Origin of the sequence: Mycobacteroides sp. LB1 (assembly GCF_013449725.1) — a bacterium.
Taxonomy (GTDB): Bacteria; Actinomycetota; Actinomycetes; order Mycobacteriales; family Mycobacteriaceae; genus Mycobacterium.
The window spans coordinates 343,266-369,887 of the sequence record NZ_JACCFF010000005.1; the positions used below are offsets into that span (position 1 = coordinate 343,266).

Annotated in this window: 26 protein-coding genes; 19 read left to right on the plus strand and 7 right to left on the minus strand. The window is 61.2% G+C overall.

What is annotated here, in order from left to right:
* Nucleotides 1-11: 11 nt before the first annotated feature.
* The 5 genes from MLB1_RS19900 (at nucleotide 12) to MLB1_RS24315 (ending at nucleotide 3,765) form a co-directional block, all read left to right on the plus strand.
* A complete protein-coding gene (locus MLB1_RS19900; RefSeq protein WP_180751621.1) occupies nucleotides 12-875 on the plus strand; it encodes an LLM class F420-dependent oxidoreductase in 864 nt (287 codons plus the stop codon).
* Nucleotides 876-910: 35 nt separating this feature from the next.
* Nucleotides 911-1,720, plus strand: a complete 810-nt coding sequence (locus tag MLB1_RS19905; protein WP_180751550.1) for an SDR family oxidoreductase — start codon at nucleotides 911-913, stop codon at nucleotides 1,718-1,720.
* A gap of 58 nt (nucleotides 1,721-1,778) precedes the next feature.
* Nucleotides 1,779-2,780, plus strand: a complete 1,002-nt coding sequence (locus tag MLB1_RS19910; RefSeq protein ID WP_255486029.1) for a hypothetical protein — start codon at nucleotides 1,779-1,781, stop codon at nucleotides 2,778-2,780.
* Nucleotides 2,781-2,833: 53 nt separating this feature from the next.
* Entirely contained in the window at nucleotides 2,834-3,163 is a 330-nt protein-coding gene (locus MLB1_RS19915) for a hypothetical protein (protein ID WP_180751551.1), read from the plus strand.
* A gap of 209 nt (nucleotides 3,164-3,372) precedes the next feature.
* Nucleotides 3,373-3,765: an SRPBCC domain-containing protein gene (locus tag MLB1_RS24315; RefSeq protein WP_180751552.1), complete on the plus strand. Its 393-nt coding sequence runs from the start codon at nucleotides 3,373-3,375 to the stop codon at nucleotides 3,763-3,765.
* A 150-nt stretch (nucleotides 3,766-3,915) separates the two neighbouring features.
* Here the strand turns inward: MLB1_RS24315 and MLB1_RS19925 are convergent, their stop codons facing one another.
* A complete protein-coding gene (locus MLB1_RS19925) occupies nucleotides 3,916-4,197 on the minus strand; it encodes a hypothetical protein (protein ID WP_180751553.1) in 282 nt (93 codons plus the stop codon).
* 1,069 nt (nucleotides 4,198-5,266) lie between these two features.
* On the opposite strand from MLB1_RS19925, the gene MLB1_RS19930 reads away from it, so the two are divergent.
* The 3 genes from MLB1_RS19930 (at nucleotide 5,267) to MLB1_RS19940 (ending at nucleotide 6,879) form a co-directional block, all read left to right on the plus strand.
* Nucleotides 5,267-5,476 carry a hypothetical protein gene (locus MLB1_RS19930; protein ID WP_180751554.1) on the plus strand — a complete coding sequence of 70 codons (210 nt, stop codon included), beginning with the start codon at nucleotides 5,267-5,269 and terminating at the stop codon, nucleotides 5,474-5,476.
* A gap of 249 nt (nucleotides 5,477-5,725) precedes the next feature.
* The gene (locus MLB1_RS19935; RefSeq protein WP_180751555.1) at nucleotides 5,726-6,268 is read left to right on the plus strand and encodes a hypothetical protein; all 543 of its coding nucleotides are present in this window, start codon (nucleotides 5,726-5,728) and stop codon (nucleotides 6,266-6,268) included.
* A gap of 41 nt (nucleotides 6,269-6,309) precedes the next feature.
* Entirely contained in the window at nucleotides 6,310-6,879 is a 570-nt protein-coding gene (locus tag MLB1_RS19940) for an exonuclease domain-containing protein (protein WP_180751556.1), read from the plus strand.
* 169 nt (nucleotides 6,880-7,048) lie between these two features.
* Here the strand turns inward: MLB1_RS19940 and MLB1_RS19945 are convergent, their stop codons facing one another.
* Together MLB1_RS19945 and MLB1_RS19950 are read right to left on the minus strand one after the other, a co-directional pair.
* Nucleotides 7,049-7,522: a hypothetical protein gene (locus MLB1_RS19945; RefSeq protein WP_180751557.1), complete on the minus strand. Its 474-nt coding sequence runs from the start codon at nucleotides 7,520-7,522 to the stop codon at nucleotides 7,049-7,051.
* A gap of 154 nt (nucleotides 7,523-7,676) precedes the next feature.
* Nucleotides 7,677-9,044 carry a DUF1254 domain-containing protein gene (locus MLB1_RS19950; RefSeq protein WP_180751623.1) on the minus strand — a complete coding sequence of 456 codons (1,368 nt, stop codon included), beginning with the start codon at nucleotides 9,042-9,044 and terminating at the stop codon, nucleotides 7,677-7,679.
* 193 nt (nucleotides 9,045-9,237) lie between these two features.
* Here MLB1_RS19950 and MLB1_RS19955 point away from each other — a divergent pair, with 193 nt between their 5' ends.
* The 8 genes from MLB1_RS19955 (at nucleotide 9,238) to MLB1_RS19990 (ending at nucleotide 20,344) form a co-directional block, all read left to right on the plus strand.
* Nucleotides 9,238-10,278 carry an AraC family transcriptional regulator gene (locus MLB1_RS19955; RefSeq protein ID WP_255486030.1) on the plus strand — a complete coding sequence of 347 codons (1,041 nt, stop codon included), beginning with the start codon at nucleotides 9,238-9,240 and terminating at the stop codon, nucleotides 10,276-10,278.
* Nucleotides 10,279-12,635: 2,357 nt separating this feature from the next.
* Nucleotides 12,636-13,298, plus strand: a complete 663-nt coding sequence (locus MLB1_RS19960) for an MspA family porin (RefSeq protein WP_180751625.1) — start codon at nucleotides 12,636-12,638, stop codon at nucleotides 13,296-13,298.
* A 6-nt stretch (nucleotides 13,299-13,304) separates the two neighbouring features.
* The gene (locus tag MLB1_RS19965) at nucleotides 13,305-14,606 is read left to right on the plus strand and encodes a hypothetical protein (RefSeq protein ID WP_180751626.1); all 1,302 of its coding nucleotides are present in this window, start codon (nucleotides 13,305-13,307) and stop codon (nucleotides 14,604-14,606) included.
* A 25-nt stretch (nucleotides 14,607-14,631) separates the two neighbouring features.
* Nucleotides 14,632-16,479 carry an alpha/beta hydrolase gene (locus MLB1_RS24320; RefSeq protein ID WP_180751558.1) on the plus strand — a complete coding sequence of 616 codons (1,848 nt, stop codon included), beginning with the start codon at nucleotides 14,632-14,634 and terminating at the stop codon, nucleotides 16,477-16,479.
* A 47-nt stretch (nucleotides 16,480-16,526) separates the two neighbouring features.
* Complete coding sequence (locus MLB1_RS19975) at nucleotides 16,527-17,192, plus strand: LppA family lipoprotein (RefSeq protein ID WP_180751559.1); 666 nt, start codon at nucleotides 16,527-16,529, stop codon at nucleotides 17,190-17,192.
* 10 nt (nucleotides 17,193-17,202) lie between these two features.
* Nucleotides 17,203-18,120 carry a hypothetical protein gene (locus MLB1_RS19980; RefSeq protein ID WP_180751560.1) on the plus strand — a complete coding sequence of 306 codons (918 nt, stop codon included), beginning with the start codon at nucleotides 17,203-17,205 and terminating at the stop codon, nucleotides 18,118-18,120.
* 194 nt (nucleotides 18,121-18,314) lie between these two features.
* The gene (locus MLB1_RS19985) at nucleotides 18,315-19,145 is read left to right on the plus strand and encodes a DUF5710 domain-containing protein (protein WP_180751561.1); all 831 of its coding nucleotides are present in this window, start codon (nucleotides 18,315-18,317) and stop codon (nucleotides 19,143-19,145) included.
* Between the two features lie 248 nt (nucleotides 19,146-19,393).
* Entirely contained in the window at nucleotides 19,394-20,344 is a 951-nt protein-coding gene (locus tag MLB1_RS19990) for an endonuclease/exonuclease/phosphatase family protein (RefSeq protein ID WP_180751562.1), read from the plus strand.
* Between the two features lie 225 nt (nucleotides 20,345-20,569).
* Here the strand turns inward: MLB1_RS19990 and MLB1_RS19995 are convergent, their stop codons facing one another.
* Both MLB1_RS19995 and MLB1_RS20000 read right to left on the minus strand, forming a co-directional pair.
* Nucleotides 20,570-21,919, minus strand: a complete 1,350-nt coding sequence (locus MLB1_RS19995) for a hypothetical protein (RefSeq protein ID WP_371750665.1) — start codon at nucleotides 21,917-21,919, stop codon at nucleotides 20,570-20,572.
* Between the two features lie 250 nt (nucleotides 21,920-22,169).
* Complete coding sequence (locus tag MLB1_RS20000) at nucleotides 22,170-22,490, minus strand: SIMPL domain-containing protein (protein WP_180751564.1); 321 nt, start codon at nucleotides 22,488-22,490, stop codon at nucleotides 22,170-22,172.
* 54 nt (nucleotides 22,491-22,544) lie between these two features.
* Between MLB1_RS20000 and MLB1_RS20005 the strand changes: the two genes are divergently transcribed.
* Entirely contained in the window at nucleotides 22,545-22,697 is a 153-nt protein-coding gene (locus MLB1_RS20005) for a hypothetical protein (protein WP_180751565.1), read from the plus strand.
* Between the two features lie 65 nt (nucleotides 22,698-22,762).
* Here MLB1_RS20005 and MLB1_RS20010 read toward each other — a convergent pair whose 3' ends face one another.
* Together MLB1_RS20010 and MLB1_RS20015 are read right to left on the minus strand one after the other, a co-directional pair.
* On the minus strand, nucleotides 22,763-23,326 hold the full coding sequence (locus MLB1_RS20010; RefSeq protein ID WP_180751566.1) for a hypothetical protein: 564 nt from the start codon (nucleotides 23,324-23,326) through the stop codon (nucleotides 22,763-22,765).
* A complete protein-coding gene (locus MLB1_RS20015; RefSeq protein ID WP_219603328.1) occupies nucleotides 23,323-24,711 on the minus strand; it encodes an acyltransferase in 1,389 nt (462 codons plus the stop codon). Before MLB1_RS20015 ends, MLB1_RS20010 begins: the two co-directional genes overlap by 4 nt.
* A 623-nt stretch (nucleotides 24,712-25,334) precedes the next feature.
* On the opposite strand from MLB1_RS20015, the gene MLB1_RS23950 reads away from it, so the two are divergent.
* A complete protein-coding gene (locus MLB1_RS23950; RefSeq protein WP_219603329.1) occupies nucleotides 25,335-25,598 on the plus strand; it encodes a helix-turn-helix domain-containing protein in 264 nt (87 codons plus the stop codon).
* A gap of 65 nt (nucleotides 25,599-25,663) precedes the next feature.
* Nucleotides 25,664-26,197: a hypothetical protein gene (locus MLB1_RS20025; protein ID WP_180751567.1), complete on the plus strand. Its 534-nt coding sequence runs from the start codon at nucleotides 25,664-25,666 to the stop codon at nucleotides 26,195-26,197.
* The last annotated feature ends 425 nt before the right edge of the window (nucleotides 26,198-26,622 follow it).

Genomic DNA, 26,622 nt, shown 5'->3' on the forward strand with positions numbered 1-26,622 from the left:
AGTGCACAGCAATGCGTTTCGATATCAAGACCGCCAACCACAACACCACCTGGTCCGAGATCCTGGCGGTGTGGAAGGAAGCCGACGGCATCGAGAGGTTCCATACCGGTTGGCTGTTCGACCACTTCTACCCGATCACATCCCCCACGCAATCGGTGCCGAACCTCAGTGGGCCCTGTCTAGAGGGCTGGATGATGCTGGCCGCACTTGCGCGGGAGACCACCCGGCTGCGTCTGGGAACCCTGGTCACCGGCGTTCACTACCGCCATCCCGCAGTGCTCGCGAACATGGCCGCCACCGCCGATATCGTCTCGGGCGGGAGGCTCGAGCTGGGCCTAGGTGCAGGCTGGAATGAGGACGAATCAAACGCCTACGGGATCGAACTTGGCTCGCTGACAGAACGATTCGACCGTTTCGACGAGGCCTGCCACATCATCATTGACCTGCTCTCCCAGCAGACCACCAGCTTCCGCGGCCAGTACTACACCGTCACCGACGCCTACTGCGAACCCAAGGGGCCACAGCGTCCCCATCCACCGATTCTCATCGGCGGCAACGGAGAAAAGCGGACGCTGCCTCTCGTCGCGCGGTACGCGCAGCATTGGAACTTCCCCACCGGCACACCCCTCGAATTCGCTCGCAAACGCGATGTGCTGCATACATATTGCATGGAGCTGGGGCGCGACCCCTCGGAGATCCTGACCTCAGCCCACGTGTGGCTCACATCGGGTTCTCGTGACGACATTTCGCGCCTGACAGATGAAATCGCCGCATTCGGTGCCGCCGGCCTGGATGCCGCCGTCATCTACTTGCCACTCCCGCTGGACCCGTCGGTGCTCACCCCTCTGGCTGAGGCACTATCCGGCATCGCCTAACCCGTCACCAAGCACTACATACGAAAGGACTAATCATGGTAGAGATTCCGGATTCGATCCAGACAGTGCAGCCGTACCGCCCCACGGAGCGGCCCTTGGCCGGGAAAGTGGCCGTGGTAACCGGTGCCTCAGCGAATATGGGTGCCGCGCTCGCCCGGACGCTCGCCCACGATGGGGCCCGGGTTGTGGTGCACTATCGCAGCGACAACAAGAAGGACAAGGCGGCCGAGGTGGTCAGTCAGATCCAGGAGTCCGGGGGCGAGGCGGTGAGCTTCCAGGCCGACCTGGCGGTGCCTGCAAACTGCACCAAACTGATCGACTTCACTTTCGAGGCGTTCGGACAATGGGACATCCTCATCAATACCGCCGGGATGATCGTGCGCAAACCCCTGGCCGACATCACCGAAGACGAGTATGACGCCGTCTTCAACACCAACGCCAAGACGGTGTTCTTCATGATGCGCGAGGCTTCGCGCCGAATGGCCGATGACGGCCGCATCCTGAGCTTTATCACCGCCATGGTCGGCGCACTGGCCCCCACCTACAGTGCCTACGCCGGATCCAAGGCCCCCGTCGAACATTTCACCAAAGCGTTGGCCAAAGAAGTTGGCGGCCGTGGGATCACCGTCAACTGCATCGCACCCGGACCCTTGCAGACGAGCTTCTTCTACCCGGCGGAATCCGATGCGAACATCGACTGGCTGCAGTCGATGAGCATCAATGGGCAGATCGGGCGAGGCGACGACATCCTGCCCGTAGCAAGGCTATTGGTGCTCCCCGAAAGCCGCTGGACAACCGCGCAGACACTCTATGTGAACGGCGGGATTCTCTCGACCATCAACTAGACCACACACAGCCACCACCTTCGTCGCCACACCAGCCAGGAACGAGCCGAGCTTATTCATGCCCAATGCGACCACCAGGCGCCGTGCGCTGATCATCTTGTCGTCGGCGCGCCGACTGCCGCTGACCCAGCCTGTCTCTGTGCCATCAATCCCGATCGGGTTCTTTCACGTCGAGCTGGCACAGGTACTCGCGGAGTTTGAAAATGACTACACGTTCACCTTCGCCACCCCGGACGGTGAAGTGCCGCAGATCGATACCAACGGTTTCTCTCTCCCGTGGCACGCAACCGACAGAATGACTGATGTCTATGCGGATTCGGTGCAGCAGTTCACCGATCCTAATTTCAACATCGACGCCTACCGGCACAAATACGCCGGCCTGGTCGAACGGCGGGAGCGCGAACTGCAGCTCCTCGAGCGCCACCTCGGACAGCTGCCCATCACCGACCCACTGCCCTGCACCGACGCCGAAGTCCTCGCGTTCCGCCCCGAGCTGGTACGCCGAGTGCAAGCCCTGCAGCCCAAGCCATATGCCTCACTGCCGGAGCTGATTCGCAGACATCGCGACCCCTCGGACAGTTTCAGCTTCGCCGATTTCGACTTCATCCACGCACCCGGCGGGCACGCCCCGATGGTCGACTTTCACAAAAACCGCTGGCTTGGTGAAGTGCTGCACCTGGCGCGGGAGAACGGCGTCTACATCTCCCTGATCTGTCACGCTCCCATCGCCCTGACCTCAACGAATTGGCGTGTGGATCAGAACGGCACCCCGTACGGGGTCCAGGACAACGCCTTCCTGTCCGCCGAAGTCACCACCGTCGGCCGAGAAGGCGAAACCGGCATGCTCGACCAGGGATACGTTCACATCCCTCCTGGGCCTACCCGGCTGGAGTATTTCGTCGACGAAGGCCTGCGAGAAGCAGGATTCACCGTGAAAACAGCCGCTATTCCGACCTCACTGATCCTGCTGCCGAACCCGCAGATCGGTCTGGTAACCGGCAACGGACCACAAACAATCGACATCCAGGCCACCAACATCCGCGCCACCCTCACCACATAGACCACGCGCCCATTCCCACCCAAGAGGTTCAAACAGAAATCAAGGAGGCTGTTATGTCATCTCCCACAAAAGATTTGGAGCTGGTGGCCGATTCTTCAGTGCGCAACGCACTCACGGCTTGGCAGAACAAAGATAGCGGCGGCTGGTTAGCAGCGTTCGTAGAGGAACCCGCTCTCACCGACGACGGAGCACCGCGCGATTTCAGCGCGTTCAGCGCCGAAATCGGCAACGAATACTTCACCCGGATTGAGCGGGTCAGCGAGGACGGGCACACCGTCACCGGTCAATTCCACAGCGACACCTGGGGAGACTTCCAGACATTCTTCCGATTTGTCCCCGACGAGAGCGGAAAGTTCACACAGCTCGATATCGGCCAGGAGTAACCCCTTTGGGCCAGGGCACTCAAACCTGCAACCGTTGATTTGTTCCACGATGTAGCTAGAAGCACTACATCCGCAACGGCACCCGACGGCTACCACTCATCGTCCGCGGCGCGGCACACTGCCAATCCTCGTTAGACACTCGTGATAGGAGTCAGCATATGGACAACCGATACAAGCGGTCCTTCACGACACGACGGTTCTATCCCCATATGCCAGAGGTAGTTTGGAATCTCATTACATCAGAAAAGTTCGTTCTGACCGACTGGGTCCTGGAACTAGACGGGCCGATTACCCCACAGACCGGGTTTTCGCTGTCCATAAAGACAGCAGCTATACCCGGGACAGCCTTCGCCGGTCACTTCGATTGTCAATTCCTTAACGTCCGCCCCAACGAGCAGCTCGCATTCCGGCTCACATCAATCGCCGCCAATCCCCGTACATTTCACGGTATCTGGGCACTCTCTCAAGCAGGCGACGGAACCAACCTCTCATTCACCCTATCCGGATTTGCCTCCAAACCCCTGAGCCATGTGCCTGTCCATCGCATCCTCGAGAAGGCCCTTGAACGCCTGGTACCGCAACTTCCCCACCTGCATCTTTGAGATGGACTCTCGGGAGCACCTCTACACCGAGGCGGATCAACGAGATACCGCGCCTCGACGGCTCGTGAGCAGCTACATACGCGCTGATACCGAACCTTCCGCCCCACTACGGGCACAAGATCGAGTGGGCGTACAGCGCGCGGAGCCTAATCATCTTGGGTCTATCTGTAAGTACGTCTCGATTTCGGCCTCATGTTTCTCGGCAAGCTGACGGGTCTCCAGTAGCTGACGCCACAGCAACTCATCGAGCGCACCCGCGCCGGCGTGTCTCACCAAGGCTCCGATACGCCGACGGATTCGGACTATCGCACTGTGGTCGTCGGCCAGCAACCACGCGTATTCCGCGGCCTCGATTGCGCGGCGGCGCCGCTGCTGGTGTTTGGCCTGCCGCTCGGCGGCAGCGCGCATCCGCTGAACGGCCCGCCTCTGCACACGGGACCCCTTACCTGAACGTCTGGAGCGCGGAGCGAGCTCCGCCCATCGGCGCCGTTCGGCTGCTGCGATCTCCCTCTCCCGTTCGTACTGCGCTTCGACGCATAGCGTGCACCGGCAACCGCTCACATACCCCGCAACCCCGTGGGCTGACATTAACCGCGCCTCCGGATGCCGAGCGGTTCCGCCCCATAGTTGCCCACCGCCTCAGACTCCACAACACACCTCCCCCCTATCGCCGAGCCCGTACTCACTTCGCTTCGCGCAGAAGGAAATCGCTCATGTAGGCCATCGACGAGACGGTGCGCTTCATACAATTCCCTGCGCAACTCATCCATACGGCGACGCTGATCACGCAACAGTACCGGGCGGCGCGGCCGGTACCGGATCTGGTGTTCAATCTTCGCCATAGTCCGCGAAACCTCATTGATGTTCTCGTAGAGCGATACCAGCAATACCCGGGCCTGCGCAACCGCAGCTTCCTCATGCACCAGCCCATACTCTCACCCATAGGCTCCACCTTGAGCGTTACATCCCGCACGCTACGTGTGATCAATTCCATTGCATCGGTGAATAATTGGGACTACCAGTCTCATCTGAGCGGGTCGACTGGACGCTAGATACTCCACTCGGGCACCCAATACAACTCCACTGGAACATGATTGAGTGGAGTCGACCGAAAGGGATCTCGCGAGCCCGATCTGGTCACCGGCATTCCCGAGACGTGAAATCTGTCGAAACCACCCTTGATCGACAGGCTCACGAATCACCGGAATTCTCTGCGCCCAAACGAAATTGCCGACGATCTGCGGCATAGAGAGTTCGTTTTCACAAGAGAAACTTGTGGAAAATCAACTATTGCTTGTTACGCACGTATCCCGCGGAACCGAGTTGCCCGCAGGCGGCCAGGCCGATTGACACCCGACGTTTACACGACCGCCACCGCCGATGCCCCGTGACCTGCTAGCGTTGCGGACAATGTAGGCAACGCTCGTCAGATCCCAAATGAGCAGACGAGAACTTGCGTTGACGCTGTTAGGCATCACGGTACAAAGAATCGGGAAGCTCAATGGACCACGCACCGTTCCTTGGGTCCTACTACACGGGCTGGGACCACGCGCCGTGGGAAGACGAACCCAAGTTCTCATCCGACGAGTTGGCGGTGCTGCTGGACCGGTCGATTCCGGCGGCGGTGGCCGCCCACCGCGTTGGCTGCGTTGAGCGCGATGTCCGTCGGCTACGCCTACAGCATGAAAAGCGTTCCAGCCCAACTCCATAAGCAATACGACGCTGACGATGCGTCCGTGCTGGCTGGGCGCGCTACAGAGATCTTCAATCGCACTCACTTCATCCCAAGGTACCTGCCGCTCAGCTCGGCCGAACCCGCACCTGAACTTTCAAATTAACTAGGTGACTTTCAAATTCGTTGTGGCCCAATGTGGTACGCGCTACGTGCAAGATGGAAACGTTGCCCGCGATGTTCGCCATTTCCCCGAAAAAGTGGCTCAGGCCATAAATACTCTGCGGCGTGACGCATGCCAACGAAGAGGTCGCCCGGCTCCTTACCCCACCTGCCCGCCGGCCGGTAGCCGAAATGAAGCTGCAGATCAGCGAGATGACGGTGGGCGACCGCATAGGAGCCACATTCCAGAACCCCATGTTCGGGGTGTACTGCACATGGGGGAATATCCGCCGCGCCTGTCATGGCGAGTTGGTATTGAGTGTGTTCTCAATCGAAACCAATGGCCGCCCTGCCAGTGATGTGTTGCGTTTTGACGTCTCTGAGCGCTCAACACCCGCTCAGGGGCCGCCAGATCCTGCCCGCGAACTAGAGCACGGGACCGTTGTTCGCGCGACATTCGAGGACTACGCGGGCTGGTTTGACGTGATCGGACCCGCTGTAGTCGCTACCTCCGCGCCCATGGTCGGGGTCGGGCGATGGGTCTTGGCCTACAAAGGCCAACTTGGCGTGTGCCTGCGCAATCTCGATATCCTCGCCGCCCCAGGCGAACTCGGCCTCCCCTGCCCCACGCCAACACTGTCATGGGACGACGGCGACTCAACCATCTAGCTGATCGCCTCGTCCTGAAACGCAAAAGGAGTTAGACCGCAATGAATTTCACCACTATTGACTTTGAGACCGCCAACCCCAACTATGCCTCGGTCTGCGCTATTGGCTGGACTACCGTACGCGATGGGCGGATCGAACAACAGGGTTCGTGGCTGTGTCGCCCGCCGGCCGGGCACAGGCAATTCAACTCTCGTAACGTCCAAATCCACGGAATCTCCGCAGCCACGGTTGCCGCGGAACCAACGTTCGAGGACCGGATTCCGGATCTGCTCGCTTTATTGAGCAATGGGCTGCCGGTCATCGCCCACAACGCGAAGTTCGACATGAATGTCCTGCGACAAGCGTTGGCCGCGTGCAGCCGCAGTCATGATGTCGCCACCCACTACTGCACCATGGAGTGGTCCAGGATACTGCTGCCGGAGCTGCCGAAACACCGACTGCCCAACGTATGTGAACACTACGACATCAAACTCGGCAACCATCACGAAGCTGGCTCCGATGCACTCGCCGCTGCCAAGATTGCCTTATGTCTTGCCAAAACAGCTGGGGCCGCCACTATCGCCGAACTCGACGCCACCGCCACGCGTAGGCGGTACCGGCACTACGGATAAGTTGGCGAGTCCCGGTCAACCAACTATGACTCAGTGTCTGCGTGCATATCTACTTGTGGCGCGAGACGATTTCGTGGTGTCCACTGTCTACCACCAACGGAATGTCAGGCGGGGCTCTTTGTTCGTGACCCGCCCGCCCAGGTAGAGGGGCCGTTCAATTAGTTGTTGGCTAGCGATTGTCCAAGACCCGGAACAGGTAGGGAGACTGGCCAGCCTGCGGTTCGGTGAGGTTGACGACACTCGTGATCAACTGCCGCCCAATACGATCGAACCAAGACCCAAATGTCTCGTCACGCCTGTATGGGCTGTAGATGCTCAGCCCGAGAGTGGGCTCGCTTTCGTGCTCCAGGCGGTCGGTGTGCTCGACTCCATCGTTAGGCAACGGGAGCAGCTTGTGGAGCCGTTCGGCCACCCGCTTAGCGGCCTCTCTGGTCAGATAGCCGTCGCTGTCGATGACTGTGGGCCACACCTCGGGCATGCATTCAGCGTGCAATGCCAGCGGCTCCACGAATTCGATTGTGACGTAACCGTCCTCGTCATTGACTCCCAGCCGGAATCGTCCGTCGCCCACAGGAGTGAATTCTGCGCTGGACACGCCCCCGCCGACGAGGTCAGCCATGCGATACCCCCGAACTGCGCTCATACCGCCACAATATGCCGTTTCATACTGATTGCCTGGCAGCGAAACTCGCACAATATAGCGATTTTCAGGTGCGCTGAACGTGAACACGGAACAGCCCTGATTCCAGCTGTGGCCGCACACTGCATGCCGAACGGTGATGGCCGCGACACGGACTCTAGACCTTCTGCGGTTTGGGTGCTTTCCAGGTGCCGTCGAGAGCGGCTTGCTCGGGCCAGTAGAGCCGTTCGACGAGACTGAACGGGCCTTGTGGTGCAGGTAGCCAGTTGGATTCCTTGTCCGGACCCGGTGATGTGTGCTGGATGTAGAGGGTGTATCCGCCGTCGGGGTCGGCTTTGAGGGTGGGCAGCATCGGTGAGTTGATCAGGTATCGGTTGATCGGGTTGGCCACCAGAAGGATTTCAGGCAGCCGGTACATGGTCAGCGACCAGAACGCCTTGACCGGTGGCAGTTGTCCGGGGGCGAACCTGTAGGTGTAGTTGTTGGCCCCATCCAGCGGCACCCCGGTGGAGTCGGTGGCAAAGTACGGGTAGATCGCCTCCTGCTTGGTGTTGCCGTAGATCCCGAGCACCGCCCCGGCCATCCGGTAGAGGTAGTTGTCGCCGAGTTCCTCGGGGCTGCCAAACAGATCGGCAGTGGTCACCTGCCCGGTGTTGATCTTGTCTTTCTGCAAGGTGTCGAATTCAGCCCAGGCGTCGGCCATTCCGTCCTCGATGGCGGTCCGCGTCTCCGGTGTCAGCGTGTCGGAGTTGAATGTGCCGTCGGCTCCAATGCCGATAGTGGCGAAGCGGGCTCGCAGCTCCTTCTCCGCTGGCTTCGTCGGGGCATAGCGCAGCGTGAAGTTCAGGATGTTGAAGAACTCCGGTGAGGTCTTCTCCTGCTCGGGTGTTAGAGGTTTGATGAAGTCGATCGCGGGCGGTGTGGCCGGCGGCGGCTGATTCAGGAACGCCGACAAGGGTTGCACCCGGTAGTCGGCCTGGATCTTCTTCACGTTGTCGATGTCGTCGGGACCGAACAGCTGGGTGCGGTAGGCGACGAACGCGAAATCGGTGTCGGACTGGACGACTTCGGTAATACCGGCAGGTTTCTCACCATGCCACCCCGGCCCGGCCAGCAGGAATGTGCCGCCGCCGTTGCCGGTGGCGCGGCTGCCCACATAGGCGAAGTTGTAGGTGTAGGCGTCGATGAACTGGACCGAGAAGTAGCGGCCTGCCTCGATCGGCGGGATGGTCAGCACCAACGGCTCTGCCCGCAAATCGGCGCCCACGAAAGAATAGGGCGTGTCCGAGTTGGGGGTCTGGATGGCGGTGTCAGCGGGGGTGGCGACCCGAGCGATGCTATGGACCTGGTTCCAGGCGCCCTTGTAGTTCGGATCCTGCCGATCTACGAAATAGGAGTACTGGATGCGGTAGTTGTCCACCATCGGGAAGCCATAGATGTAGGCCTTTTTCGCGATCTCCCGGACCTGCTCCACGCTCACCTTCCCACGCTTATCGGATCCGTCATGGCCGCTGCATGCGGTCATCGCCGCCGAGAGCGCCACCACGGCAACCACACTCGACCACCGCCACCACGAACCAGAAACCTTCAAATTCGGACCCCTTCACCTAAACCGCTCGGCTGACCGGGTGCGCCGAAACACCACCGGCCCGTGTCCATGTCACCGTCGGCGGTGAATCGAACCCCGACCATCCTTGCCGCACGCCACCCGCGCCGTCTTGACATATCTGGACATCTTCTTGACTCTCATGGACATGCTGTTGGTCCGAGGGTCGTCACTGACAGGGTTCTCACCGCTGGTGAGCACCCTGGGCGGTGACCCCGCCGCCGTGCTGAAACTGGCCAACCTAGACCCCAGCGACATCGGGCAGCGCGACCGATACATCCCGCTACGCAACGCGATCGCAGCCGTAGAGGACGCGGCCGTAGTCCTCAACGTGACTGACTTCGGTCGCCAGCTCGCACGGCGCCAAAGCATCGACATCCTCGGCCCGGTCGGGTTCGCGGCCCGCACCGCCGCCACCGTCGCCGACGCCTTCACCGTCCTGGACACCTACATGAGCGCCTACAGTCCCGGCATCACCACCCGCATCAGCACTCACCCCAATCCGAGGTTGGGTCGGTACGAGTTCGACTTCCTGCTCACCCCGCGCCCCCCGCAAGCTCAGGCCATCGAACTGGCGCTTGGTGTCACGCTGCTCGCGCTGCACCTGTTTCTGGGCACCACCTATCGGCCCGTAGCCGTACACCTACCCCACCCAGCGCTGGGCCCTAAAGCCGACTACCGCAACTACTTCGGCTGCCCACCACAATTCAACGAACTGATCGCCGGATTCACCATGCACGCAACCGATCTGCAACGGCCACTCGCCCACGACCCCCTCGCCCACCAACTCGCCCTGAGCTACCTGTCCACGACCACAGGCCAACACAGCCACCGACTGACAGGCACCCTGGCCAGCGTCATCCGCCAACTACTGCCCACCGGAACCCTCACTGCCTCCCTGGCCGCACAACAATTCGGCCTGCACCCCAAAACCCTGCGCCGCCGGCTAACCGCCGAAGGCACCACCTTCGCCGACGTGCTCGATCAAACCCGCCGCGACATCGCCCACCGTCTACTACTCGACACCGATCTGCCTCTGAGCCAGATATGCCGCCAACTCGGCTACGCCGAACACAGCGTGCTCACCCGATCCTGCCGACGCTGGTTCAACACCACCCCCACCGCCTACCGCCACACCCGCACCGTCCCTTAACCACCTGCGGCAACATCAACGACAACAGGCGTCGTTCAACGGCGCGCTGACACGCAGTGCCAGCGCATTCCACCCGGGACCATCGCAAGTTGACAGAACCAAACGATCTTGCGGACCGCCTTTACGACTGCCTCGCAGAAGGGAGCTGTGAGTAGCTCAGCATCAAGCGCATCCACGCCACTGGCAACGCTTGTCAGGTATGCAGAAACTGGGCCGCACAGGAGTTCCACCAAGGCTGATCGACCGTTCATGAATGGCCTCGCCGCGGTCTTCCCGTCATTATCCCCGCCCGCCCAGTCCCCCTGTGGCATCTATTTCTGCCCCATCTCCGATTTGTTCATCTCGGCGCCGCCGTGTTCGTAATCGTGCCGGTGCGAACCCACAACTTTCCCTGTTGACCTGTGTAAATGGTCAACCTCGCGGACAGTTTCCGTGTACACCTGCGGCGAAGCGCCCACGCCTCGTAACAGGGGGGTGCCTCTGCGGAGACCTCACAGCCGCCCCAATCTGAATATCTGCATATTCAAGGAAACAGCAGGTAGGTATATATATTTAGCTAAGCTAATGATAAGTCCTTTGCGTATGGGTCCTTATCGATATATCGCGACATAACATTATGGTTTTACATACATAGAGCGGCGGGCGCGCACAGGCACCCCCCTGTTACGAGGCGGCGACGAAAACCTGCAGGAAGGCAGACGAATCGTCATTATTGTTGACCATTTACGCAGGTCAACAGGGAAAACTGTGGATGCGGGCCGGGTGTATTGCGCCAACGCCGCCATACACCCCAGATGCAAGCCAGGGAGCGGCAAGCTGGCCACGGATCGTGTCCTTGAAACCCTCACACCCCACGCGGCGACCAAATTCCGGAGACTTCTGGGCCTATCTAGCTAAGCCACAAGGCAGTCTGGAAGTCGTAGGCTGGCGCTGGTATTCATTATCCCGCTGCCACGACCGTGGGAACCTGTACCGACCCGGCGGCCCCAAGCGCTACCGCACGCGAGATGGCACGAGGACCCGGCCGTCCGGCATCGATGGTGTTGGCGGGAATCGCAACACCTGGACAGCGCACGTTGGGCGGCAATCCGCGGGTTGCCTGCCAACACAGGCCAATACTCGGATCCGAATCTGGGCAGTCACCGCAAGCAGCGGGCAAAAGGGCTGTCGATATCGAGATGCCGTATGCCTGTCGGTAGTGTTGCGGTGCAATATCTTTGATGACATTGCGCGCGGTGGCCGACTCGATGCGATTCGTGATCCGATTAGCACACTCGCCGCAGCGTTTATCCCGACCACGGCCATCGATGACGTTCCGCTGAAGGGCGGCAAGGCGAAGGACAGCCGATGGACCAACCGTGAAGTAATCGCGAATCAACTTCTTATTGGCGTGTATTGCCCAAGTAAATGTGGATGTCGCGCGACCGTACGGGATGTAGCGGTGAAGGCTTGGAGTGGTCCGGCCCCGACAGGGGGGTGCGGGGGCCGGACCCGCGGGTTGATCAGATCCGCGCGTTGCTCACTGTAGCGAAACAGCTTGGGAAATACTAGTTCACGCTACCAGTTTGATAGCTGATCGATCGGAGCATCAGGCGAAGCCCTAGTCAGGAACATCAGCAATAGCGGGATCGCGGGCGGGACCATCGAGTTGCGCACTCGAACGACGGCGATAGTCTCCTTTGACGATCTATCCGGCGTTAAACCCCTTGTGCCAGTTGTGTAGTGCTCACGCATGGGTATGTTCGGTGGTCGGCAGGGCGTTGTGGCGCGGCCGCCTCGGCGGCGGCCAGGATGTCGGCAGCTTGTCCAGACGCTACTGGGCGATCAATCCCCGCAAAACGTTGGCAACCTCTGCCCCCAGAACCCCTACCTGCACGGGCCGCAACGGCATACCCAGTCCCATCACTAAACCGATGGTGTTCCCATCACCAAACCAGTGGTCGTGTGTGCGAGCGATGAACCATCAACTTGGTCCGCGGTCGGAAGAATCGCAGAGAAACACCGGCAGAGCGCGACACGCGGTCGGCCAGTGATGAGCGGCTTGCCAGGGCACTGACGGCAATGCGCGTATCGGAACGACAATAGGGATGGGATGCAGTCTGGTCACCCACGAACTGCGGTCGTAAATTAGTAGCCAGTTCCAATATTGCGAACGCAGTGTCAGCGTTATTACCTGCAATGTTGCCTACATTGCGCACTAGACCACCATGAGTTACGGTTGCGGCGAGCTTGACGCTTATACAGACATGGGGGGCGCGGCGTTGAATGCTGTGAAAAGAACGTGCAAGGCTTGTGTGGGTAACCAGCTGAGGCGTGTTGCTGTGCTGGGTGATCGCCTGATCGCGGCTGCAGCGGTGATGTCACTGATGAGTGCCCCTGGGGTAGCGCATGCCGATCCGCAGGCGATGCCGGACCAGTACCAGCAGTTCGTCACCGATGACGGCTGGACGGTCGGGCTGACGATGACTGATGAAGTCATCGACCACATCGACAACATCGCCGGTGCCAGCAACTCTTGGCAAGCGCGCGTTTCCTACCGGGCCGAGGCCACCATCACCGGCCAGGGCAGCGCCGTCATTCAGGACGCGCAACTGGAGACCGGGTACTTCGTGGGTTGCCGCACCGACTCCTCGTCGGGGGTCGAGCTCGGCGGCGACCTCGGTCTGACCTTGTCCCAGCAGGTCAACGGCCAGGTGTATGGCGGCGGCTACGGACAAGGTAGCCAGAGCGGCGGTGGCGGCGGCGGTTTCGGTGGCGCTTCGGCAGGCGGATCCTTAGGTGCCCAAGAACATATCGGCGGCTACATGCGTGTCCTGCTCAAGCCGGGTGGTTTGGCTCAGCTGCCGATGGACCGAATCAACTTCAGGAACATGAAAGCGGTCTCGCGGGTGCGCACCCAGAACGTCGAAGCCGATGGCTGTGGCGGTCAGGTGAAGATCCAATCATTCGCCACGTTCCGGATCCGCACCGAGAACGGCAACGACACCCAAACCATCTACGGCGAACCCAAGGACCTGTAGATGAATATGTGCGTGAGGACGAGCCGGAGCTCCCGGGCGGGCTGGCACATAGCAGTAATCGCAATTGCGGCCGTGCTGACGGTTCTTGCGGCGATCGTGCTCGACACTGCGCGAGCCTCCGCCGATCCAGGAGTCCCGCCACCGAAGCCGATCCCGTACCCGGTGGCCCAGCCCGAGGACATGCCTCGCGTGCAGAACATTGGTGGAGCACAAGCGAAAACAAACACCCCACTGGGTCTTGGGCCAGGTGTGGGCCCGCCACTGGCGGCAGCTCGGGAACGCTCCAATGCCACCATCTCCCCGTCCGCCACGGATGGCACGTTGCTGCCGACCGCGATCGGGAACAAGACGGTCACACTGCATCTTCCGCATGAGCGCGAGCTGTCAGCCGCTGCGTGGGGTGAGGGCGGAAACGCGACATTCACCTCCCGTGACACCGATTACCGCATCACCCCGTTCGCCGGCGGTGGTGCGGATGTGAACATCATGCGGCGCACCATTTTCGCCCCGGAGGATTTCACGTTCGGGCTGCGAGTTCCCGAAGGCACCCACGTGCGCCAGGGCGTTAACACTGTCTTAGTCGAAAGTGATGCTTCCCCAGGGCATCCCGCCACCACGATTGCCACCGTGAGTGTCCCGGTCGCCCGAGACGCTAAGGGCAACCCGGTGCAGATTACGCCGGCGATCCACGGCGACTACGTGTATCAGCAATCCAACCTGCGGTTGGAAATGGGCCCAGCCGATATTTTCGCGTTCCCGATCACTATCACTCTGTCCTACCGCGCCTCGTCGGTCCCGGCCACCGGTACGCTCGCCAGCGACTGGGACGGTCTACCGGAGGGCGGCGGTGCCCCCGAAGCGGTCAAGGCCGCGCAAATCATCGCCCCACCAACCGATTACCTTGCGGATTCTGGCGGGTCGCATCGACCGGCGAACGTGGATGCCACGCTCTATGCGCAGCGACATGCCGCCACGTGCTTGTCGGGGCCCAATGAGTACCGCTCCGAAGACGGTCGTACCGCAAGCTTTTTGGGTTCGTGTCAACGTCAAGCCATGTGCCTGGATGTCAGTCCTGCCCAGCATTCGGCGGATACATGTAAGAACCAGGCGTTCGCCAACATGTCCGCCCAATGCACCGCCACCTTCGGGCAAACCGGCGACCAATACGACGCCTGCCTGAACGTGGCCAACGGCCATGCTGCCTGGTCGAAAGAAAACCTCTTGACGGACCCACTCTGCCAACCCGTTGCCCCCGGCACCGATCAATCACGGCTGCCCTCAAACAACAACCGCTACTGCCACACCTGACCTTAAAGAGAAAAGGCATCTGCTGATGACACTGATGAAGTCGCGCAAAACGTCTGTACCCGTGGGTATCCGGCGCAGCCTCGCGGCCGTTGCGGTCACTGCTGTGGCGATGGCGGGCTGGCACATCACCGACCAACCGACAGGCATCGGAGCCATCAACCTGATACCGGGTGCCACCGCGGACCCCACAGGTCCGCCTGGGCCCACCGGTGGCATGACGGACGGCGGAGGCTCTCAATTCCAGCCCCCGGGGATGCCCAGCTCCATGCCCGACTACCAGGGCGGCAACCAGCCACCGCTGAACCAGGACAACGGGATTAGCATCTATAACTCCGGTGCCCCGCAAGCCGGTCAACAAGCAGGGCAGCAAGGTAGCCAGCCCCAACAAGGCGGGCAACAACCCCAACACGGCACCCAGCCCCCCGACTACCAAACCGCCACCCCGTACACCCAAGGGCCCGGCCAAGCCAACCCGGACTACCAAGCCCCGCAACAAAACACGCCACAACAAGGTTCGCAGCAGCAACCCCAACAACAGCGGCAAGCCGATCAGCAGCAACAGCAGTCTGATCAGCAACAGAACCAGCAGGACCGGGACAGCCAGGATTCCGAGCAGCGGCGCCAGCAGTGCGATGAAGTTGGACAGCACTACCAAATCGCGGAGACGGTGTGGACCCCCGGTGCCAGCGGTGGCTCTCGTGTTAGCGGGCAACTGGTACCGGGTCGGGAAGGACCCGGCGAGGACGGCTGCAACTGCTCGAATCCACGCAACAACCAGAAGCAGTCCAACGACGAGGAATCCCAGAAATGCAAGGGACAGCCCGTCAATGTGCCAGCTAGCCAGGCGGAATCGGCGATCGCATCGGGCCCCAACGGCACCGATACCGCGCTGCGTTCGCAGATGGCCGAGCAGAAGAAGTGGCTGGAAAGCCGCCGAAACGAGATTAATGACAGCTTCTTGCGGCGCAATATCGGTAACCGCGGTGAGCTGTCCAACATCAATGACCGCCTGGGCGAAATCGACGCAATCAAAGCTGCACTAGACAGTCGGCCGAATACATACTTGGCGGATTTCAACGGCCCAGGCACACCGACCACCGGCCGCGGGATGTGGGACACCAGTGAGCGGATCTTGGCGGCGATCTCGGTGGGCAATCCGGCGGTGGCCGATCACGTCTCGGTGACGGTGCCCGGAATCACCAGCTGGACGTCCTCGTCGCTGTCGAGCATGGTTCCCGAGGCATACAACCTCGCCGTGGAGGGCGGTAAGCAACTTCAGTTGTCCGGACACGGCGGCGAGTCGGTAGCGGCGATCGCGTGGATCGGCTACGACGCGCCAGGCATCGACCTGGGGGCCGCCACCCCAGGTAAGGCCGCAAAGGGGGCCCAGAACCTGAAGTTGTTCCTATCCCTGATGCAGGCGACCAACCCGAACCAGACCGTGGCCCTTTTCGGGCATTCGTACGGTTCGCTGCTGAGCTCGTACGCTCTCAAGAACGGCGCGTCGGAGTACGTCGACTACGCCGTGCTCTATGGCTCGCCGGGTCTGGCCGCAGGCACACCGGGCGGGCTGGGGATGAGTCCCGATCGGGTATTCGCGATGCTGGCCGAGAATGATCTGATCGGCGGTATCAACCCGCTGTGGCCCAGCCCCTACAAGGGGAATTTCAAGCAGCTGCTCGCTGACCAGGGAGGCTGCAGCCCGCTGGATAACCAGTTCCGAGAACGCGCCTACGGGCATTCGGAGTATCCGCGCACGGGCACGAACAACGTGTTGCGCATGTCGGGATACAACTTGGCTACCGTGCTTATCAACCAGCCGGGGCTGGCGATACCGGGAAAAACTGGCACGGTCACTAAGGAAATGAAGTGAGGTTCCAGGTGCGAAAGTATCGCGATAACGTCCACGCAGGAGGATCTGTGTATGCCACGTCCAGACGTTCACGGTCACGCTGGGGTGCCGGGGCTGCGGCACTGCTGGCTGCGGTCCTGGTCATGAGCGGTTGCGGTAGCGGCGGCTCGGATAAGGGTTCGATGAGTGCTGAGCGCCTCCAGGAAGAGATCGCGAAGCTGGCTCCGAAAGGCTCCTCGGAAGCCGGTTACGCCACTGCTGAAGCCGCCATCGCCGAGATGGCCGACCAGATCGCTGCTCTGGTGCCTGGCCTGACCTGGAAATGGCACGACGACGGACTGCACTGGGCTAGCTGCCTCCAAAGCATGGATTCGGAGACAATCTGGGCGGGCGACTCTGTGCTGGCGGTAACCCGTAACACACGCTCTGCACTGTTCAGTGGCCCGATCCCCGAGGATGTGTGGCCGGCCGCTGTCAAGATCGTCGAGGACAAGGCGCACGGTTTCGGAATCACTCAGTGGGCCGGGAACACCGACGTGGCGCAAAACCACGACATCGTCATCCACGACAACGACTACAACCCGGACCCCAACAACCAATGGACGAACAGCTTCGAAATTGGTACCCGCGTCGTAGCGCGGCTGGGAGGATCGGTGGGCTGTCGGCTATGGCAGAAGACGCTGGACCGCTACCAGTCCGAACATGGCAATCCTCCCGCCAGCAGCACCCGGTAAGGCCCAGAAAATGACTGACGGTATGAACAACGGCACCGACGACACGCAGCGAAGCGAACAGCTCGACGACGACCCCGTCACGGGCCCAGTCCAGTCTGCCAGCCACCATCGGGAGATGAGCCGCCCACCGATTCGCCGCTGGACTTTAGCTGCGGGTGCAGCCCTAGTGGCTGTGGCAGCCCTCGCTGTCGCAGACATGATCTGGTGGCGCCGTGCCGGGCATGGCCTTTGGTGGTTCCTGGTCGCCGCGCTAGCAGTGGCAGCGGCTTGGCTGCTCGCCACACGCACCTCGCACACCGGCCGCCGCGCCCTGGCCGCCGGTGTAGTTGCGATAGTGGCTGCCGTCGCTGTCGGTGCCGACTACCTAGCCATCAGCCAAGGATGGCTACCTCGCCAGTTCACCGACAAAGAAATAGCGGCGGCCTGGCAACAGGCGTGGAACGACCTCGACAAAGTTCCCCTGGCACCACCTGACTTCACAATCCTGCCCCGCCAGTACCCCGACCCCACACAAAAGGTCTCCACAGCAGACACCGCCGCGCCTGTAGGTGCCTGCGCGCAACTCGGCGGATCTTCAGCACGCTCAACCCTGACGGTCCTGCCCTGCGACTCTGACCGCAGCAACGTCAAAATCATCCAGCAAGTCAGCCACCCCAGTGAATGCGTCGGCGATGCCGACCAAAGCTACTACCACAACGGACCGGACGGGCAATGGACCGCATGCCTTGACTACGCATGGCAAACCGGCCGCTGCCTAGCCATCACCCCCGGGAAAATCATCAACACCACCTGCGACGACCCCGCCATACCCAACAAAGAGAAACCGGTACGAGTCTTCCGTAACGTCAACCACACCCACGACTGCAGTCAAGGCGGATTCGCCCACCCCGTACGCCTCTACACCATCTGCACCGAAACCCAGCCCTAGCGCACACCCAACGCAGCGTGTGTAGAGCCGAGTTCGCTGGCGGCGACCTCTTGGTCCTATCCCGCTAAAGCCCACCGCGCCTGCTGGCAAGGCAGCCTGAAAGTCGTCGGCTGGCGCCGGTATTCACTATCCTGCGGTCATGGCCGAGGGCATCTTTACCGACCCCGCGACAGTGGGGACCCCGAGGCGGATAGATGCCTGCTGTCAGCGATAGTTCGAGGCTTTGGCTCGATGTGCCTTTTGCGGAGAAGGATGACGCGAAAAGACTAGGGGCACGGTGGGATCAGAAGGCCCGCAGCTGGTACGCACCAACTGGCTCCGATAAGGATCTGGCCCGATGGATGCCGCTACCGGAGTTGCTTCCCGGCGAGAACCGAGAGTTCGGTTCCGGGCTGTTTGTCGATCTGGTGCCGTCCTCGTGCTGGTTCACGAATGTGCGCTCTTGTGTCTCACCGCGTGATTGGGAGCGGCTTCGTTTGATGATCTATCGGAGGGCGGGATACCGATGCGAAGCATGCGGGGGCGAACGCGATTCGGCCGCAGGGGTTTACCTTGAAGCCCACGAGCGATGGATCTTCCTGGCCGGAAACGTCCAAGTCCTCAAGAGGCTGATCTGCTTGTGCACGTTGTGCCATGAAGTGACCCATTTTGGGCTCACGAGGCTGCGCGGGCGCGGCGCCGAGGCGCTCGAGCACCTCATAGCGGTCAACGGCTGGAACAGCCACACAGCGCGCGGTCATATCGACGATGCGTTCCAGCTCTGGCAGACGCGGTCAGCTTCCGATTGGACACTGGACATCACGATGCTTACCGCGGTTGGAATCTCGGCAGCCAAACCGCCAACGGCAGAGGAACGTCGGCGTGCCGCAGCCGAAATATTGAGCAGCAATGATGATCTGCATCTTGCCGCCGAACCCCCGCCAGTTCCCGAAGTGCTGCCGCCCGCGGGATGGTACGAAGACCCCACCGGAGAGCACCGATGGCGTTGGTGGGACGGCAACACCTGGACAGCACACGTCGGTTGATGATCGGCTTTGAGTTCCCTGGCGGCACATGCCAATTACCCTGGAGCCGAATCCCAAGCAGTCGGCGCACAGCTCACCGAACCCACGTCGCAAGGACCCCGGAACCGGGCTCGACCGTACGACACCCAGAGAGAGCAACCCCGACGCGCCGTAGCCATCAACCGGGGCCAGACGAGTCGGGGGGCATAAGCCGCAAGAGTATGGTGTATCGGACTGTGCAGCGACCCATTCTGTGCTGCGATATATCCATGGCTGCTGTGCCGCAGGATGTCGTGCCGCAGGATGTCGTGCCGCAGCGCGACGCACTGCGTAATGCGGTCGCCGACACGATCGCGCCGCCTACTGACACCAATCTGATCGTTGGCACCTGGAATCTGCGGGCCTTTGGTGGCCTGAGCTCGACTTGGCAGGCCGGGACAAGCGATTCACCCAAACGTGACTGGCGGGCTGTCACTTTCATCGCCGAAGTGATCCGGCGATGCGATGTCGTGGCGCTGCAAGAGATTCGCCGCGACCCGACCGCTTTGCGCTTCCTGCTGAAGACCCTTGGGCCGCAATGGCGGGTCATTGTCTCCGATGTCACCGAGGGTGATGCCGGCAATGGTGAGCGGTTGGCCTTTGTCTACAACACCGAACGGGTTCAACCATCTGGGCTCGTGGGTGAACTGGTGCTACCCGAGATCAGCGATCATCCGGTGCGCCAGTTCGCGCGCTCCCCCTACGCTGCCAGCTTCCAGCGCGGGGGCATCGAGTTCATCTTGACCACCGTTCACGTGCTCTGGGGCGATGCGCCCGAAGATCGGCTACCTGAATTGACAGCCTTCGCGCAGTGGATGCTGGCCTGGGCCAAACGCAAGTCCGACTGGAACACCAACCTGCTGGTACTCGGTGACTTCAATCTCGACCGCATGGGCGATCCGCTGTTCGACGCGTTCTTGTCGACCGGCCTGTGGCCACCGGCAGAGCTAAATGATGTGCGCCGCACCATCTTTGACAACGACCACACCCGCCACTTCTACGACCAGATCGCCTGGTTCTCCACCCCCGCGGGCACGCAGCTCCTGCAATCGCTGACCTACACCAAACGGGCCGGATCGTTCGACTTCGTGCCGCACTGCTACCCCAACCTCACCAAAAACGAACTCTCGTGGCGCATCTCCGACCACTACCCGTTGTGGGCCGAATTCACGATTGGGTAAGCACGAGCGGACCGTACTGCGGCTTTGGAAACCGCAGACCCAGTCCTTGTCAAAGTGTTGTTCACCTGACCATCTTCCGCGCCGGTAGGCGCACCCAGGCAATCGACCAGTCGTCTGTAACGGGACGTGTCGAAAACCTCGATGTCGCTGATCACGGCGGGTTGGGTTCTGGCTGCCGGAACGCGTGTCGGGCAATTCCGGAACGTGGCTCTGGCACCTATGCGGCTACCGCCGGTGGGGGCTATAGGCGCTCCATCCATTCATGTGGGGTTCGAGGTCGTTGTAACTGGCGGATGTGATGCGAAGGAGCTGCAGAGGCCCGTTGATCGAGTCGGTGCGGTCGGCGTGCTGACGTATCCACGCGGCCCATTTTCTGGCTTCGTCCGCGGCCGAGGCGTCGAGCTGCTCGGCGCGTACCTCGATTTCGCGGGCGTACGTCCGCATGGCCGCGGCCGCCTGACGACGGTCAAGTTGGTCACGGAGCAACTCGGTGTTGCGCTCATAGGTGAGCTTCGTGAAAGCCTCCTGTTTCACTTCTTCCCAGCGGGTTTCGCGAATCTCCGCGCGCCGCGACTCTTCCTGGCGGGACCAGGCTGCTTCAGCCTCGCCGATCTCCAACTTGCGGATCAGCACCGGCAACTGCTCTTCGAGCGAGGCACCGGCGGCGTCCTGTAGGGACAGAACGGTTTCTTTGTCCCAGGCTTTCTCGATCGTGACTGCCAAATTTCCCGACGGTTGGAAATGCTTGTTCACGATCGTGCGCTCATTACGCAGGTAGTAGTCGGTCTCGATGGTGTAGGCCTGCACCTGGCGACCGCTTTGAGTCAGCTCGCGGATGGTGACCACGAGTTCGCGCGAGGGAAGCCGGAGCCAAAGATCGTGGATGTGCTCGCCTCGACTCCTAGCCCTGTTGCCCGGATTCGACGGTATCTTCCAGCCAACCTCGGTCACTGCCGATATCAAGGCTTGCAGGAAGCGCGCAGCACGACCCATCTCAGCCTTGGACACCAACGCCTTCTTGTTCTGGAACTCCACAACAGAAGAGTGCGGGTCTCGGAGCTGGCGGGGAACGCCAAACGAGCGCACCGCGGTCACTGTCTCGAAATCTGGCTCTAGATAAACCGTCACTCCAAGGACCGGATCCATGCGTGTAGGCTCCTGGGCCAAGCGTTGTCCCTCTGGCAGACAGCCTGACTGAGCAAGAACGTTCTGGATCGCCCGAACGTCATTGGCATCGGCTCCGGGACCGAGGTCGAGTCGTCCGCCTGCCGCGACAACATCGTGCAGCAATTTCATCGCCCGGTCACGCAGTTGCTGTCTCTCACGTTCGCGCTCGGCCCGGGCTTGTTCCTCTCGTCTAGCGCGTTCTCGTTCTGTTTCAATGTGTTTGGCTTCTTGTTGCAGGCGTCGGGTGCCGTCCGGGGTGATCTGGACGGCCCACGTCGTGCCGCTGCCTGAGACCTGAAGGAAGCCGCGGTTATGGAGCGCACGCGCCGAAACGCGATGCGAGCCGCCTTCGTACACACCGTCTTTGCACCCGTCAGCGACCCACCGCAGCAGATCAAACTGGGCCACGCTCAGATGATTCGTACCTCGTCCCACCGCGACTCCCGTCGTCGAGCCCTACCGGACCATTCTCACCATCCCAGGAGCGATTCGGTCAAGGTTCAGGAATGCCAGCCGCGGGGCCCCAGCTGTGTCGAACTCGCCCAGATCTCAGCGTGGCATCGGCAAGCAATTCAACTGGAACGATACGTCGGGGTACACGGAGCACCGTCGCCTTCAGCGCCTGAGGACTCCCCAGACTGTGTTGGCCTGACGATTGTCATGCCGGGGTTCTCTCGGCGGCGAACCGCGCATCGACCACGGCTGTCACTTCGATATCGTCGGGGATCAATTCCAGCTGCTCTGCGTCGACTGCGCCAGATCGGGGCCGCATAGACCCCGTGGAAGCCTCGCCCGCGGGATACAGACCGGCAATGAGCATTCCGGCATCAGCAATCGAGTCCGGGCTCACCGTGCCTAACCCCAGAGCGTCGGAGTATTGCTGGGCGCGTGTTACCGCATCTTGGACGGCACGCGTGCGGACTTCGTGGAGCAACTCGTCTTTGCGTTTCACTGTCAGCGCCCATTCCACCCGTGTCACCCGCAACCCCTCAATTGATACGGTGCGGTCGCGGGTGGTACTGGGCTGGTGATCATGACTGCCTGGCTGACCCTGAAACTGGCACCCACAATTACTGGATCCAATGTGCTGGCCGCCGTCGCGGCGATCGGCGCGGTGTTGGTGGTGGCGATCGGTTCGAACCTGGGCTGGCGGAAAGGCATTGGCGGGCTTTGGGTTCCAAGATGATTAATGACGCCTTGTTGTCGGCGCATTTTCCTCCGACATCACGCTGCCGCGATCGCCAATCTGGCCTAATTCAGCTCCTTGTTTATGTCGGTGTTGCGAAGCTCCTGGATGATGGTGGAGGCGCTGGCGAACAGTTCGTTGATCGAGTGTCGGCATGTGGCTAGATCGCGAACCGCACCCAAGTTGATGCGTGGAACGTTGAGTGCATTTACAACATGCAGGGCCACCACAGCGCCCGCCCACTGGGTTGTGGGTGGTGTCGGGACCTTCATTGCCGCTGACAACGCATGAACTTTTTTGCCGGCCGGGTCGTCAACGAGTTTGACCCCTACGCCGTGGGCTTCCTGCTGGCCAATGGCGATGGCGGCGGAAAGTTGCTGAATAGTGTTGTCCAACAGGGTATGTTCGGCAATCGGTGTCTCAAATAACTGGATATGCTGGATGTAGACGAGGTGGTCGCCGTCGATGTCGGCACTGGGTCCGAAGAACACGGCGGTCACTGCCCGGGGCGACAGGCCTGCGGACGGTTCGATGTTCGCAGCTTTGCCCGCAACATCGAACACGCGTGCATCGTTGGTGAACCCCATCTGTTCCCGACCCCAGCCCGGCGAATCGAAAAGCGACTTCATTTCGGTGTCTCCTGTGGCCGTAACGCTTGGTTTGGGTGAGGGTTGGCCTGGTCGTCGGAGACGGTTGTGGGTAAGAGTTTTTCGACTTCGGACTGCAGTATCTGTTCGACTCTGCGTGCGTTGTTCTTACGGGTGGCGAGTTTTGTGAAATCGATGCTCAATCGTCCGTTGTAGCTGCTGACGAAGTAGATATGTCCGTCGACCACCGCCACGCCCCGCGCGGCCAAGAATGCGACGACTGCATGGAGTTCAACACCGCAACGAAAATCGTTGATATGCAGCCCATCTGGGGTTTCAAACCTGGGAATACGACCCCAGTTGGTGATCTGGATGGCGGTGAAGGTCGGTACCAAACCTCCTAGCGCCACGAGAAGGAAATACCGCCCTATCATGGAAAGCACTCGCCGAATGTCACCCTCGGGGACGAACGCGGTTTGATGGATGCGGCTGGTTTTTAGCCCATCGCTAATATCGGCGACCACTTGGCGTGCAAGATCGAGCGCATCGCTGCTTTGGTTTGCACTAAGGATCATCTCGGCAATGCCCAGCACGTTGGTGCCTTCTGCCGCAGCGACCGGGGGTGTGATCCGGGAGCGCAAGTTCACATACGAGGAAATCGCAACGGGCAGTACAGCCTTGCCTGAAAGTTCTCGCTCGGCGAGCACTAATGCGGCACTGACGAGCCCGTGTAGCGTTACCCCGTTCGCGCGGCCTATCTCAAGAAGCTTGTCGGTCTGTTCGACCGACAGGTGAACACGCCCCCGTTCTGCACGGCGCGGCCGGAACGCGGTCCAGATCCAACCGCGCCCACGATAGGCGGGACGCAGATCCATCATGCGCCTGGATGCCGGTTCGGTATAGCCACGCGCACGCAGCAGAGATTCCGAACTGGCAGGTATAGGATGCGGCGTCCGTGTAACACGCTGCTCCACAAGGCCTTTCGTTACATGCATACGCTCCGTGTAGAGCATCCACAAGTCTTGATGATACTTCAGGGCGGCGTCAGCATCAGCGATCGCGTGATGCAAGAGGAACGTCACGCGGAACTTCTCACTCGACCGATACACCCGCAGCGCACAAACACGCCCAACTGGTAACGCTGACTTGCGGGCCGTCAGGTAGTTCCCGACGTCGGCATCACTGACGTCAAAGAACGTAGCCTCCGGCTGCTTGCCGTGTTCGAACCGTACTTCGAAACCCTTGCGCAACAAATGAATCCGGCCACCCAGCAGCGGGTACATCTCAACCAAGGCGGCGAAGGCATCCGAGAGCACGGCCCCGTCCACCACACCCGTGCCATAGCAATTCTGCGCCACGGTGGCACCGGCAAGGACGAACACGGACTCCGAACGCGCCAAAACGCGCGGCGGCAGCGGCTCGGACATAAAGCTCCTTAGATAACAGACCCAGTATCGGATATACTAAGTATATGATACTCTAAGTATACAGTACTGATGGGTACTGGATAGTGATAGATGGCCTCGCATTTGGCGTGGGTGCAGTCGACGTCGTCGGGGCCGTGTGAGGGTGGTCAGATGACGCACATCCCCCGTCTGAATCTCATGGGTGCCGAAGTGGCCCTCACCGTTGTGAAGACTGCCCCAGCGTTCGCGCACCCGACCCACACATCTACGTCGGGTAGGCGCCACGCAATCAGGATCCATCCAGGTCGTCGAACAGTGGCCGAGCACCTCGAGTAGACCCAATGGTCAAACGATCCGGGTTGCCGCCATACCAATCATCGTCGGAAGAGCCCGATCACTTTGGGGCAGCTGGAATTCGGCCTACGGAGCGGTGGCCAGGCCGACGACCATCCAGGATCTGTACGACAGCGATACCATCCAAGGTCTATGTCCGGGTGAGCCGCGATCGGCACCCGATTGACGTGAGGAATCGCCCCACTACGTCCACTGGTTCATCTATTCTCAGCTGGGTCTGCTGACGGCGACACGGCAGGTGCTCAGCACCAACGGAGTCGGCGAGCAGGCCGCGTACACGGGACCGGTGAATGAAGACACGTGGGGCTGAGCGGGCTGAGGAACGTGCGGCGTTGAAAGCGGCTTATGAGGGTGGTTCGAGTATCCGTGCGCTGGCTGTTGCCCATGGTCACTCGTACGGGTACGTCCACGATGCTCTGGTCGAGACGGGTACGCAGCTGCGTGGGCGCGGCGGGCCGAAAAACCTCAACCCGGTGCCCATCCCGCCCGAGAAGGCCGGTCGCAGGGGTTCGCCGGTGGTGTCTGCCTTGAGGAGCGACGCCACAGGTATCTAGACGCGTGTTCTAGTTGGCGGGCAAGGTGTTACGTGTCGGTGGCGGGGTTTGTAAGGTGCCTTGTTGTGGCGGTTCATGGTGTTGCCGGGTATGCGGCCGGGTGCCGGTGTGAGGAGTGCGCTGAGGCGCAGCAGGCACGAGAGAAGGCGATCGCCGATGCTGAGCGGGCACGCTGGGCATCGGTACGGCCGCGCGCCGAGATAGGCGCCACGCAGCGCCAGAGGCTTGAGCGCGCCGAGAACGCCGCGTTGGCCCGTGTCGGGCACCAGTGGCGCAAACAGGCCAAGGCTGCGGGCCGACGTGACCGGGAGCGCCAGCGCCAGCAGCAGGCGGCTGCCAGTGAGCGCCGCCAGGCTAAAGCTGAGGCCGAATATGCGCGCCAGCGCCGCGAAGCCATCGCCACGTCGGACTACGCATGGCTGCTTGCTGATCAGCGCCTCGCCACCAAACATGTACGCAACCGGATTGCCGTTGTGCAGCGCCAAGCCCAACCCGGGACTCTCGATGAGCTGCTATTGCATCAAGCCCAACAGATCCATCAACTCATCGAGCAACACCACGCCGAACTCGTCAGGCACTCCCAGACCCCGGACCAGTAGCCGCGAGCCAGGTTCGCCACCTGGGGTTGACATCGGGTTCGACATATTTCCAGGTGACGGCAGGTTACTCACAGGTTCAGTGCCGACACCGCACCCTCCGGCTTGATCCAGCAAACGCCGTTCTCTAGACAAATCCAGATATGATCTGCCATGATCCGGGGAGCAGCTACACGCGCGGGCTGCGTGGGGCACGGAGCGGGGAGGTCTTCCGGACGTGGTTATGAGTGAACGGTGGCCTACGTCGCCGGGTTTGCGCAGAGTATCGGCAGTTGTGGCGATTACGGCTCTTGCTATTGGCGGGGCGAAGGTGGCTAGCGACCACACAATGCCCGGCACAGGGTTCTCAACCGTCCAGACCGCCGCTGCGGACCCAACAGGTCCGGGCGGACCCACCGGCGGGCCAGGCATGGACGGGGGCCAGCAGT

Bases quoted from the DNA above. Each gene is read 5' to 3' on its own strand.
- MLB1_RS19940 (WP_180751556.1), top strand. From the start codon at position 6,310: ATGAATTTCACCACTATTGACTTTGAGACCGCCAACCCCAACTATGCC.
- MLB1_RS19960 (WP_180751625.1), top strand. From the start codon at position 12,636: ATGTCACTGATGAGTGCCCCTGGGGTAGCGCATGCCGATCCGCAGGCG.
- MLB1_RS23950 (WP_219603329.1), top strand. From the start codon at position 25,335: ATGAAGACACGTGGGGCTGAGCGGGCTGAGGAACGTGCGGCGTTGAAA.
- MLB1_RS24315 (WP_180751552.1), top strand. From the start codon at position 3,373: ATGCCAGAGGTAGTTTGGAATCTCATTACATCAGAAAAGTTCGTTCTG.
- MLB1_RS19990 (WP_180751562.1), top strand. From the start codon at position 19,394: ATGGCTGCTGTGCCGCAGGATGTCGTGCCGCAGGATGTCGTGCCGCAG.
- MLB1_RS24320 (WP_180751558.1), top strand. From the start codon at position 14,632: ATGACACTGATGAAGTCGCGCAAAACGTCTGTACCCGTGGGTATCCGG.
- MLB1_RS20015 (WP_219603328.1), bottom strand. From the start codon at position 24,711: ATGTCCGAGCCGCTGCCGCCGCGCGTTTTGGCGCGTTCGGAGTCCGTG.
- MLB1_RS19980 (WP_180751560.1), top strand. From the start codon at position 17,203: ATGACTGACGGTATGAACAACGGCACCGACGACACGCAGCGAAGCGAA.
- MLB1_RS19905 (WP_180751550.1), top strand. From the start codon at position 911: ATGGTAGAGATTCCGGATTCGATCCAGACAGTGCAGCCGTACCGCCCC.
- MLB1_RS19985 (WP_180751561.1), top strand. From the start codon at position 18,315: ATGCCTGCTGTCAGCGATAGTTCGAGGCTTTGGCTCGATGTGCCTTTT.
- MLB1_RS19945 (WP_180751557.1), bottom strand. From the start codon at position 7,522: ATGAGCGCAGTTCGGGGGTATCGCATGGCTGACCTCGTCGGCGGGGGC.
- MLB1_RS19910 (WP_255486029.1), top strand. From the start codon at position 1,779: ATGCCCAATGCGACCACCAGGCGCCGTGCGCTGATCATCTTGTCGTCG.
- MLB1_RS20005 (WP_180751565.1), top strand. From the start codon at position 22,545: ATGACTGCCTGGCTGACCCTGAAACTGGCACCCACAATTACTGGATCC.
- MLB1_RS19950 (WP_180751623.1), bottom strand. From the start codon at position 9,044: ATGACCGCATGCAGCGGCCATGACGGATCCGATAAGCGTGGGAAGGTG.
- MLB1_RS19930 (WP_180751554.1), top strand. From the start codon at position 5,267: ATGGACCACGCACCGTTCCTTGGGTCCTACTACACGGGCTGGGACCAC.
- MLB1_RS19965 (WP_180751626.1), top strand. From the start codon at position 13,305: ATGTGCGTGAGGACGAGCCGGAGCTCCCGGGCGGGCTGGCACATAGCA.
- MLB1_RS19900 (WP_180751621.1), top strand. From the start codon at position 12: ATGCGTTTCGATATCAAGACCGCCAACCACAACACCACCTGGTCCGAG.
- MLB1_RS19915 (WP_180751551.1), top strand. From the start codon at position 2,834: ATGTCATCTCCCACAAAAGATTTGGAGCTGGTGGCCGATTCTTCAGTG.
- MLB1_RS20010 (WP_180751566.1), bottom strand. From the start codon at position 23,326: ATGAAGTCGCTTTTCGATTCGCCGGGCTGGGGTCGGGAACAGATGGGG.